This window comes from Thalassospira sp. MCCC 1A01428 (assembly GCF_002115825.1).
Classification (GTDB): domain Bacteria; phylum Pseudomonadota; class Alphaproteobacteria; order Rhodospirillales; family Thalassospiraceae; genus Thalassospira.
Map to the genome: position 1 here is coordinate 240551 of NZ_JFJZ01000002.1, position 11448 is coordinate 251998.

The following is an 11448-nucleotide window of genomic DNA, read 5'->3' on the forward strand; positions in this document are numbered from 1 at the left end:
ATGAAAATCACAAGAATTACAAAAACGAAAACGGGCACAATAATTGCCAGCAAGACCTTACCGGTTATGGCGGCATTTCTGTTTTTAAGTGGTTGCGCTGTGAAGATGGAGCCGATTAGCGATGCTGATCTGGCAGCCGCGGCGCAAAGCGACATGGCCCTGATTAAATCATCGGTGCCGGAAATTAACGGGCCGTTGACATTGCCAGATGCCATTGCCCGGGCGTTAAAATACAATCTTGCCAATCGGGTCAAGATTATGGAATCGGCGCTGGCGACAAAAAACTTTGACCTGGCCAAGCTCGACATGATGCCGCTTTTTAAAGCGGATGGCGGGTACAGTGCGCGCACTAACAAAAACGCAACCAATAGTCGCGATTATGCAACCGATGTTGAATCACCATCCTATTCCTATTCCGACGATGCCCAGCATTGGGATGGCAATTTACGCTTCAGCTTTAATGTGCTGGATTTCGGGATCAGTTATTTACAGGCCAAGCAGGAAGCTGACCGTGCTGTTATTGCCCTGCACGCACGTACCAAATCAATGGCGCGGTTGATTCAGGAAGTGCGCACATCGTTCTGGCGGGTGGTTTTGCTGGAACGTGTGGCCCCGGAAGTGGACGATTTGCTGGTGCGTGCAGACCAATCGATGAAGGATCTGGAAACCGCCCGAACCGAGGGGTTGCGTCCGCCATTGGCTGTTCTGGAAGACAAGCGTGCCCTGATTGAAATCATTCAGCAGCTTGAAACCATGCAACAGTCCATTGGTGCGGCCCGTATCGATCTGGCTTCGCTGATTAACGCGCCGGCAAAAACAGATTTGCAATTAAAAGTCGGCAGCGATTTTCCGCCCTTGCCGCGTAAACAGCCTGATTTTGACAAGCTGGAATTGTACGCGCTGGTTCATTCTTCGGATTACACCGACGAAATCTATAATCTGCGCATCGCCCAGAACGAATCGCGCAAGGCGATTGCCCGCCTGTTTCCGTCACTGGAAGGGTTTGGATCGCTGAATGCCGATACCAACCATTTCCTTGCCAATCGGTCATGGTATGAAGCCGGTGCGCGTGTATCGTGGAACCTGTTTAACGTGTTGCGGATTGGTGACGTCAATGAAACCAATGACGCGCGCCGCAATATGACAGTCGCCCGGCGTATGGCCGCCAACATGGCTGTGATCACCACAGTCCATGTGTCGTGGCAGGAATATGCGGATGCAAATGCCCGCCTGGACCAAGCCAAACGAATTGACGAAATCGACAAGGAAATTTCCAAGCTGACGGACGAGTCTGTTGCGACGGATGCCGTCACCGGGATGGAGCGAATTCGAAGTGAAATTCGGTCCTTGCGCTCGGCTGTGGCCCGTGTGCTGGCTTATTCCGATGCGCAGGATGCCTATGGCCGCTTCCTGTTCAGTCTGGGACTGGTGCCGGATGTCACATCGTCGTTGAATGCACCGGAAGAGGTTCTTGCCGAAAAAATCAAGGAATCGCTTGATAAATGGGAAGGGGGCGACCTGCCGATGATTGAAAATATTGGGACTATTCCTGATTTTGTTGATGAAAAATAACGCGTGAAATGCCGGGATATGGGGTAAAACAGCGCCATGTCCGGGCGGAGTTTATAGAGTGTTCAGTGTGAAGACGGGAATTTTTGGTGTGGTTCTGGCAGCGACAATGGCGCTGTCACAGCCGGCATGGTCGCAAGGTGTTGATGCGGGGAATAGGGATTTACCCGCCCTGATACCGGCTCCCATGCCTGATTCTGCCGGAAATTTCCCGGGGGCAGATGTATCGGGTGATCGTTTTCAGGGGTCGGTTCGGGCCAAGATCCGCCCGGTGCAACATGCCATTTTGTCTGCGCCGCTGTCGGCGACACTGGTGCAATTGGGCGCACGCGAAGGCAGCCGGGTTAAAAAGGGCGAGCCCCTGATGAAATTTGACTGCACCCCGCTTGAGGCGCAGTTAATTGTATCGCAAACCAGACGCAAGGCCGCATTAACCAAACTTGATGTTAATGAACGGCTTGAGAAAATTCACAATGTCAGCAAGCTGGAACTGTCGTTAAGCCGGTCTGAAGTTGAACTGACGGAAGCTGATATCAAGGGGATCCGGGCGCAATTGGCGCAATGTTCGGTTGATGCGCCGTTTTCGGGGGTCGTGACCCAGCAATTGATGCAGGCCCGCGAATTTGTCCGTGCCGGTGACCCGGTGTTGCGGCTGGTGAATATCGAGGATCTGGAAATCGAGATGGTCGTACCCTCAAGCTTGCTCACACGTTTGCATCGCGGGGACCATTTTGATTTGCATGTGGACGAGTTGAACCGCAACATTCCGTCAACCATCAAATATGTTGTGCGCGAAGTTGACCCGGTAAGTCAGACGGTGCGGGTTATTGGTGCCCCGGTTAAACCCGATGACGACCTGTTACCGGGTATGAGTGGTAATGTCAGTTTTGACTTTAGCCAGACACAATCCGCACAAATTGCACCGGCGACCCGGTAATGACAATACAGGATAATGCTGCGGGCGCACGTGGCCTTGCCAATCTTTTATTGTTGCAGGACCGAATCCGTGATGCTGATAGTCGGGCGGCACTTGGTGCCGTTGTGGTTAATGACAGCCGGATCATTGTGCCTTACGACATTGCCGTGTGCTGGCAGGGCGAACGGGGACGGGGCGATGTGCTGGCCGTATCGAACCTGCCCGAACCGGAACGGCAATCGGCCTTTACATTGTGGAGCAAGAAGCTGTGTGCGCATTTGTCGCGCGCACGCCATGCCCGGCCAACCCGCATTGCTGTTGAGGATATCGACCAAAGCCTTCAGGTCGACTGGCCGCATTATTTGCCATCTCATTCATTGTGGTTGCCGTTGCGGGCACCGGGTGGGCATGAATTGGGCGGCATGGTGTTGTCGCGTGCCAAGCCCTGGCAGGACGAAGAATTGCGGGTTTTGGAACGGCTGGCAAAAACCACGGCCTTTTCACTGGAATTTCTGATGCGCCGTCGTCGCAGGCGTAACCTGTTACGCAATCGTAAGCGGTTTTTGCTGGCCGGTGTTGCAATTGCGGCAATCGCAGCAGCAATGTTTATCAAGGTGCCGTTGACAATTCTGGTACCTGCCGAGGTGGTGCCGCTTAACCCTTATGTGGTGCGCGCACCGTTGCGCGGGGTTGTTGATACCGTGGATGTTGATGCCAACCAGATGGTCAAGGCAGGTGATAGCCTGGTGCATATGGATGCGACCCAGCTTGAAACCGATCTGGCCGTGGCACGCCAGGAATATGAAATTGCCATTGCCGAATATCGCCGCAGCCAGCAGGCGGCCAGTTCGGATCGGGAATCATCGAGCCAGATGCAGGTTTTGCTATCACGCGTGCATCAGAAAAATGCTGAACTGGAATATATAACCGGTCAGCTTGCCCGTGCCGATATCAAGGCCCCGCAGGATGGCATTGTGATTTTGCCTGGCCGCACCGAAATGGCCGGGTTGCCGGTATCGCAGGGCGAACGCCTGATGGTGCTGGCAGACCCGAAATCGGTGGAAATGGAATTATGGTTGCCGGTGAATGACCGTATTCCGTTACATGACGATAACCGGGTGGTTCTGTTTTTAAATGTCGAACCCGATCATCCTTATGAAGCGAAAATGCGAATTGTGGATTTTCAGGCCAAAAACTCGCCCGCCGGGGTGTTGTCGTTTCGGGCGCGGTCGGGCTTTGTTGGTACCGACCGGCCAAGGGTTGGTCTGCGAGGGGTTGCCAAAATATACGGCGATGATGTGCCGTTATATGTGATGTTGTTTCGCAGGCCGTGGGCAGCGCTTCGGCCCTGGCTGGAACTGTAGGGGCGATTTATGGCCGCACCGGCGTTATCCTTTGGTCAGCCCGGACGACAGCAGGAACCGCCCCCGGTTTTGCGGCGCGACCTTGACATTGTTCCGGGGGAGCCGGAACGTAATGGGCGCCCGGTTTATATTTTGCATGATGCAGCCGCCGGGCGGCATTTTCAGCTTGATCCGGTAACGGTTGATTTGCTGCCGCTGATTGATGGCAGGCCCGCCGACAAAATTTCACAACTGGCAGAAAAGTTTCTGGGCCATACCGTATCGACCGAGGAAATAACCCGGCTGTTTGGCTTTTTGCGCGCCCATAACCTGGTGCTGTGTGATGACGTGCAGCATGGTCGCCATAAAACCCAGCTTAAAATGAAGCCGGGTTTGGCGGCCAAACTGGTGAAATCGTATATTTCATTTCGGTTGCCATTGTTAACGCCGGACCTGTTTTTAAACCGTACGATTGGCTATGTCCGCTGGCTGGCATCCTCGCCAATGGTGTTTTTGCATGTCTGTGCCGCCCTTGCTGGCATTTACCTGGTGTCGCGTCAGCCCGATGTGTTTTTGCATACCCTGCGCGGATTTTTATCGTTCGAAGGCATTGTCGCCTATGGCCTGGCGGTGACAGCGGTAAAATCGGTACACGAGCTGTCACATGCCTATACGGCCAAGGCGCACGGCTTGCGGGTGCCGGTGATTGGTGTGGCTTTCATTGTGTTCTGGCCGGTTTTATATACCGATACCACCGATGCCTGGCGGTTGCCCAGCCGCCGTGACCGGCTGGAAATTGGTGCTGCCGGGGTTATATGCGAACTGGTGATTGCCGCCTGGTCGATGCTGTTGTGGAACCTGTTTCCTGATGGACCCATTGGGTCCATCCTGTTTTTGTTTGGCACCAGCACCTGGATTCTCAGCCTGTTTGTCAATTTGAATCCGCTGATGCGCTATGACGGATATTACCTGTTTTCCGACCTGGTGCGTGAACGCAACCTTGAAAGCCGCGCCCATGCCGTATGTCGCTGGAAATTGCGCGAAGTGGTTTTGGGCCTGGGCGCAGTTCCGCCCGAAAAGCCGACTTTGCTGTTGATCGGCTTTGGCTTTACCATCTGGGTTTACCGTTTTCTGCTGTTTTTTGGCATCGCATTGGCGGTGTATCATTTGTTCTTCAAAACACTGGGGATCGTCCTGTTTCTGGTCGAAATCTATTTCTTTATTGCCCGACCGATCATAAAGGAAATCGTTGTGTGGTTTTCATTTGGCAAATTGCTGAAATTCAATTTTGCGCTGATGCGATCACTGGCGGTGCTGGGGGTGTTTCTGGCGTGGCTGTTGATCCCGTGGCAGGGCGAAGTCAGCGCGCCAGCGGTTTTAACCCTGACTTATAATACCGTTTATGCGCCAATGGCCGCCCGGGTGGAAAAGGTTTTGGTCACAACCGGGCAGATGGTGAAAAAGGGCGATGTGATTGCCCGCCTGCAATCGCCTGAACTCGATGAACAGATTGCGGTTGCCGAACTTAAACGTGCTGAACTGGCATGGGAAAATGCCAGTATCGGCGTTGATGCCTTGCGCCAGAACCGGGCATTGGTGCTTGCCAGCCAGTTTGCCACCCAGGAACGGGTTTTGCGCGGCCAGCAGGCGCAACAACAGCGTCTGGTGCTACGTGCGCCTGCGTCGGGAAAAGTGGTCGATATGAACGACACCATCAATCAGGGCGCATGGATTGGTGTGGATGAACCGGTTTTATCGGTGGTCGAGGACGGGGCAGAAGTTATCGCCTATCTTGATGAATTGTCGCTGCCCAGAATTGAACCGGGGGCCACGGCCACATTTTATTCCGAAGACGGGGTTCAATTGCCGGTACGGGCCACGGTGTCGCGGATTGATGCCACCGGGGTCACCAACCTAACCGAACCCTATATGCGGTCACAAAATGGCGGACCGATTGAAACCGTGGAACAGCCAGATAAAAGTTTCGTGCCCGGCCGCGCGATTTACCGGGTGGTGTTAAAAAACACCACTGGTGCCAAAGTCCCCAGTGCCGTGCGTGGTAAAGTGATCATCACCGCCCGCCCCGAAAGCCAGTTTAGCAAACTGTCACGCCGCATGGTGTCGCTGTTGCAGAGGGAAAGCCAGCTTTAGGCGGTTGATCTTCCCGTAATTTAGATCTTGCTGTCGCCGACCATAGATTCCTCGCCCGAATGGCTTGTGCCTTTGCGAATCTGCCTGTGGCAATCCAATGGACAGATGCATTTTTGCACGTCGTGGATTTGAGGGCCTAGGTGGTTAGGCCATAGTTGCGTAGGAAATGTCTGTGGATCGGAAGGGGAAATTAGGATGTGGTTGATGGGTGATTTTCTTAAACAGTCGCCAAACTTCAAATCCTAAGCTCATTTCGCATCGCCTCAACTTTCTGTATTTTAGTCGATACCTTGCGCGCCCAAGTCATCTAGAGAGGCGAGGGTATATCTTGGGCGGCTCTGACCAACTTGAACGACATTGAACTTCACACGAGTTGGTTTGTGAAGCCATTCGCGATTGAGTACGTCCGGCTCATCGATATCTAGCCCTAAACGACCTCGAATCACTTTAGATTCACCAGATACAACAAACTCAAAGCTTCGTCCCTGCGGGAGGAAGCCTTGAAACTCACCGAAATACGTTTCCTCAGTTTCGAAAACGTTATCTTTGCGTAGCCTTCTTTCTGAGCTTTTCAGCTCTTCTAGGCTGTTATACTTGAAATAGCTATCGCGGAACTCTAATCCGCACCAAGCACCTCTCTTTGAGATTTCCGATAAAAAAGCAGCAACTTTGCTAACTGCCCGAGGGTGAATTTCCTCAACTATGTCCGAGATATCATCATCCGTTCCCTCAGCGGAAACGCGAAGCAGCTCTTTAAGGATTTCGACAGCGCCGCCTGCGCTCGCTTTTTCTTCAAAAAGCTCCCCTTGGAGATTTGGTAGCTCCATTTCAAAGCCAAATGAGCCAGTCGCCATCCCTGTGATCATGAGGGGGGCGAGAGATTTATCAGGAATGGGACCGGAATACTTTAGAGACCCTTTAAGGCCCGCAACAATGGCAGAGAATGCGTCCACAAATGCGGAAGAGGCGCTACCTGCAAAATCAGCTGAAATGGCAGTGCTGCCACGCACAGGATCACCCCGAAAGGTCAGAGATAAACTTTCAGGTTCTTGGATAGGGTATGGAAGCCGCTCTAGTTCTTCTTTTAGCTCTTTGAGGCGAGCTTCTAGTCCGAAGCGATCAATAACATTCTCGCTCGGAATATTTTCGAGTATTACTTCTACCTCATTGATTTCCGAAAGAAGTGCATCCTTTCTTCTAATCTTCATGGTTGAAATCCTGAGCTCTTTGTCGCCAGAAGGCTCTTAGCCTGCGCATCGTCAGTCGGAGCAAGGTCAACCTCAGCATATCCTTTCCACATCCCATCCCTCCGATGAGACCACAAGCTGTACCAGTAGCATATATCGTGGATATTAAGCTGAGGAAGAATCTTTATAAAGTGATCTACTTTGTAAAGATTCTTTACGGCTTGGCGATCCATGTATGGCTGAAGCGTGGACATGAAGGTCAGCTGTGTTTCACCTGCGGGTAGGAATGCATAGGTGACTACATCCACATCGTTTGGTGATCGACCCTCAGTGTCTTCAATATGTTCAAGAAAGCTCCCATCGATCCACTGGAAGCCCTGAGTTAGGCCAATGGAGTGCAGTCCCGCTCTGAGATCAATAAATCCATTTAGAATTTTAAGCCGCTCGGCGCTCAAGCAGAAGCGATCTGCAAAATCAATTAGGGAAACCTTATATGGAGAACGGTTTTTTCCGGCGGGATTAGCGCCGGGCCTAATGGGCGGTACTACACCTGCCATATTCCAATCTGGGATAGACAAATTTTTTTCCTGTACGATTTCATTGCAGTTTAATCTGTCGGGAGTAAATCAATCTAAACACTACATTGTGTAAGCTATCAAGCACTTAACGTTGTTTCAAACCTAATGGGCGAGGATAGTTGTATGACGACATGGTCGTTACGTACTGTGATGTGAGTGTGGGCAAGATCCAAGATATCGCATCCGAGCCCGGCGTAGATCTTGCGCATGATTGTATAGTTCGCTGTGACCATTGGCCGGTCCTGCTTTCGCTCGGCGTCCAGCGTGAAGATTGTGTCTCAGAACGACCCACGACAACGCGGTGGTTGTAGTGGGTTGCATTGGTTGCTGCGCTGACGTGGGGCAGTAGAGTAGGCCTCAAAGGGACAGGTAGCCAAGGGGCTCGGGAATGCTGCTGTCGAAGATAAATGAACCCGAGGCGGCCTATGCGAATCTGCCTATGGTAGTTCATTTGGACGGGCGCATTATTGTGCGCCGCGGATTTGAGAATTGTGGTGGTCAAGACATAGATGTGGGAGGAATACGTGTGTGGGTTGGGCGGGGAAGTTGGGAGGTGGTTCATTGGCGATTTACTGAAACAATCGCAAGCCCCCGGATACAACAAAACCCGTCGCTTTAGGCGACGGGTTTTGATTGGTGGAGCCGATCAGGATCGAACTGACGACCTCTACAATGCCATTGTAGCGCTCTCCCAACTGAGCTACGGCCCCATAATCATTTTAGTATCGTCCGCGCTGCAATTTCCAAGTGCTTGTCCGTTGCAGCGCGGGGATATTTAGAAGGTTAGGTGACGGTTGGCAAGACCTAATTTCAAAAAAAATTAGCGGTCTTCGTCGTTGTTTTCGACATGTTCAAGAACCTCGCCGAGATCATCATCGTCTTCGCCCAGATCAGAGGCGTCTTCGAGAAGATCGTCGTCGATATCGGTATCGACATCATCGTCGAGATCCGAAACATCTTCGATGTCGTCGTCCTGTTTCTTCGGCTTGGCTACGGCCACCCGTTTGGGTTTGGCAACCCCGTCTGCCGTGCCACATTTCGGGCAGACAACCGGTGTCCGATTCAGGTCATAATATTTGGTGCCGCATGCGAGGCAATGACGTTTCTTACCGCGGGCTGACATTACGGTAGACCCTCTTTATACCAATTTTTTACAAAAGTGGAACGAAGGACTACGCCCTTCAATCTGATTGGCCCAATTGCCATCTTGTTACAGCCTTGTCAAAAGGAAATTGCACCTGTTTTCACAATGCTTGCATTCGGAATTATTCACAGCGGGTCATCTGGCGATTTGTGTGTCGTTAAATCCCAAGGATGCTGGCCTGTTACGCATTCTCTATGCTAGAAAATGGCCCGGAACGGTCTTGCGTATTTTTACCCGGTTTTCGCAGGGTGAATTTCGTGCATATTGCCGTTTTAGAAATTTCGTTTATCCAAAGTCCGGTCCCCGTCTCGCTAAAGTTCGGCGCCGGTCTTAATTATGGTCCGGCCCCCGGCGGCCCGGTTCGCAGCAAAATACAGGCAGATCAGATGAGTTCAGCGCAAATCAAACGTCCCTTGCAATCCGCCAAATGCGGCGCCCTGACAGGCGATGTGCGTGTACCGGGTGATAAATCGATTTCGCACCGGTCGCTGATGTTTGGTGGCCTGGCGGAGGGCGAAACCCGTATTACCGGCCTGCTTGAAGGGGAAGATGTGCTGGCAACCGCCGATGCCATGCGCAAACTCGGTGCGACCGTTACCCGTGATGACGACGGTACCTGGCATGTCCATGGCGTTGGCGTCGGCGCGCTGCGCGAGCCCGATTCTGTGATTGACATGGGCAATGCCGGTACCGGGATTCGCCTGCTGGCCGGAATTGTGGCCACCCACCCGATTACCACGTTTTTTACCGGGGATGCGTCCTTGTGCAAACGCCCCATGGGCCGCGTTGCCGACCCGTTGGCCGAATTTGGCGCAAAATTCATCACGCGTGACCGGGGCCGCCCGCCAATGGCGGTGATTGGCACTGACGAAGCCGTACCGGTGACCTATACCCTGCCCATGGCATCGGCCCAGGTGAAATCGGCTGTGTTGCTGGCGGGTCTTAATACGGCGGGCACGACCACTGTGATCGAACCCAAACCGTCGCGCGACCATACCGAACGCATGTTGCGCCATTTTGGTGTCGATGTGGATGTACAGGTAAATGACGATGGCGGTCGCACCGTGAGCCTGACCGGGCCGTGCCAGATGACGGCGGCCGATATTGTGGTGCCAACTGATCCGTCTTCGGCAGCGTTTCCGCTGGTGGCGGCGTTGATCCACCCCGAATCGAACGTGACGATTCGCGATGTCTGCCTGAACCCGCTGCGTACCGGCCTGATCACCACCCTGATTGAAATGGGCGGCGATATTACCATTACCAATAAACGCGAAGAAGCCGGTGAAACCATTGGCGATCTGGTGGTGACGGGTAAAAACCGGCTGAAGGGCATTGTTGTGCCAGCTGAACGTGCGCCTTCGATGATTGACGAATACCCGGTTCTGGCAGTGGCAGCGGCCTATGCCGAAGGGGAAACCCGGATGTGCGACCTGGAAGAATTGCGTGTCAAAGAATCGGACCGGTTGGCTGCTGTGGCGGCCGGTTTGGCGGCAAACGGCATTATTCACCGGATCGAAGGGGACGACCTGATTGTGACCGGCGGGGTTGTGCCCGGTGGTGGCATGGTGGAAACCCATCTGGATCATCGGATTGCAATGTCGTTTCTGGTGTTGGGCCTGCGGGCAGAGAAACCGGTAATGGTTGACGATGCCGCCCCGATTGCGACAAGCTTTCCGATCTTTGAGCAACTGATGGCGGATCTGGGTACAAATTTTGCCCCGGTAAAAAACTGACCATCAGGCTGTGACGGTTGAAGGCTGCTGTTATTTGTATTTTACGGTGCGGCAGGCTTCGTTTTTGTCATTATAAAATCGGGATCGGAAACACGCATGATCATTGCTATTGATGGGCCGGCAGCATCCGGCAAGGGAACTTTGGCCCGCCGAGTCGCTGCTGCTTTGGACTATGCCTATCTTGATACCGGCCTTTTATACCGGGCAACCGGGGCAAAGGTTTTGGCAATGGGGGGCGATCCCGATAACGCCGAAGTGGCGGTCGAGGCCGCGCAAAACTTGCAGCCCGACGACCTGGAAAACGAAGATTTGCGCGGTGAAGAAGTGGGAAATGCTGCGTCGCGTGTGGCGGCAATCCCGCAGGTTCGTGCGGTGTTGCTGGACTTTCAACGCCAGCTTGCAAAGACCCCGCCGGGCAAGCGTCATGGTGCCGTATTAGATGGCCGCGACATTGGCACGGTGGTGTGCCCCGAGGCCCCGATCAAGTTTTTTCTGACCGCCAGTGTTGCCGAACGGGCAAACCGACGGTTCAAACAGTTGCAGGAAAAAAATCCCGCTGCTATATACGAGCGCGTTCTCAACGAGCTTGAAGAACGGGACGCCCGCGACAGGGCCCGCGACGTTGCGCCGCTGAAGATGGCAGACAATGCGATCCATATTGATACGGACCGTTTGAATGCCGATGCAGTGTACAACGCCGTTATGGCGCATATCCGCACCCATATGGGAACGGATGACTGATCGGGGGTTGTTTCAAACCGTCAGGCGATAGAACCAGGCTATAAGGTGAACGACACTGTCGTTCGCCTTTTCGTGCATGTAAAACC

9 protein-coding genes and 1 tRNA gene are annotated in these 11448 nt (G+C 53.2%); 6 read left to right on the forward strand and 4 right to left on the reverse strand.

Features of this window, described 5'->3' with window-relative positions; all coding sequences use genetic code 11:
• The 4 genes from THS27_RS02685 to THS27_RS02700 are packed head-to-tail and all read left to right on the forward strand — an operon-like array spanning nt 1 to nt 5979.
• Complete coding sequence (locus THS27_RS02685) at nt 1-1572, forward strand: TolC family protein (RefSeq protein WP_168184804.1); 1572 nt, start codon at nt 1-3, stop codon at nt 1570-1572.
• Nucleotides 1573-1630: 58 nt separating this feature from the next.
• Nucleotides 1631-2506, forward strand: a complete 876-nt coding sequence (locus tag THS27_RS02690; protein ID WP_085587599.1) for an efflux RND transporter periplasmic adaptor subunit — start codon at nt 1631-1633, stop codon at nt 2504-2506.
• Entirely contained in the window at nt 2506-3849 is a 1344-nt protein-coding gene (locus THS27_RS02695; RefSeq protein WP_085587601.1) for an efflux RND transporter periplasmic adaptor subunit, read from the forward strand. Before THS27_RS02690 ends, THS27_RS02695 begins: the two co-directional genes overlap by 1 nt.
• A gap of 9 nt (nt 3850-3858) precedes the next feature.
• A complete protein-coding gene (locus tag THS27_RS02700) occupies nt 3859-5979 on the forward strand; it encodes an HlyD family efflux transporter periplasmic adaptor subunit (RefSeq protein ID WP_085587603.1) in 2121 nt (706 codons plus the stop codon).
• A 278-nt stretch (nt 5980-6257) separates the two neighbouring features.
• Here THS27_RS02700 and THS27_RS02705 read toward each other — a convergent pair whose 3' ends face one another.
• The 4 genes from THS27_RS02705 to THS27_RS02725 all read right to left on the reverse strand — a co-directional run bounded on the left by THS27_RS02705 (nt 6258) and on the right by THS27_RS02725 (nt 8867).
• Nucleotides 6258-7187, reverse strand: coding sequence for a hypothetical protein (locus THS27_RS02705; RefSeq protein ID WP_085587605.1), 930 nt, complete (start codon nt 7185-7187; stop codon nt 6258-6260).
• The gene (locus tag THS27_RS02710; RefSeq protein ID WP_085587607.1) at nt 7184-7744 is read right to left on the reverse strand and encodes a hypothetical protein; all 561 of its coding nucleotides are present in this window, start codon (nt 7742-7744) and stop codon (nt 7184-7186) included. The genes THS27_RS02705 and THS27_RS02710 overlap by 4 nt, the downstream gene beginning before the upstream one ends.
• Before the next feature lie 634 nt (nt 7745-8378).
• Nucleotides 8379-8454: transfer RNA gene (locus tag THS27_RS02720), tRNA-Ala, on the reverse strand.
• A 110-nt stretch (nt 8455-8564) separates the two neighbouring features.
• Nucleotides 8565-8867 carry an FYDLN acid domain-containing protein gene (locus tag THS27_RS02725; protein ID WP_085587611.1) on the reverse strand — a complete coding sequence of 101 codons (303 nt, stop codon included), beginning with the start codon at nt 8865-8867 and terminating at the stop codon, nt 8565-8567.
• A 407-nt stretch (nt 8868-9274) separates the two neighbouring features.
• Between THS27_RS02725 and aroA the strand changes: the two genes are divergently transcribed.
• Nucleotides 9275-10621: a 3-phosphoshikimate 1-carboxyvinyltransferase gene (gene aroA / locus THS27_RS02730; RefSeq protein ID WP_085587739.1), complete on the forward strand. Its 1347-nt coding sequence runs from the start codon at nt 9275-9277 to the stop codon at nt 10619-10621.
• 96 nt (nt 10622-10717) lie between these two features.
• The gene (gene cmk, locus THS27_RS02735; RefSeq protein WP_085587613.1) at nt 10718-11362 is read left to right on the forward strand and encodes a (d)CMP kinase; all 645 of its coding nucleotides are present in this window, start codon (nt 10718-10720) and stop codon (nt 11360-11362) included.
• Nucleotides 11363-11448: the final 86 nt, after the last annotated feature.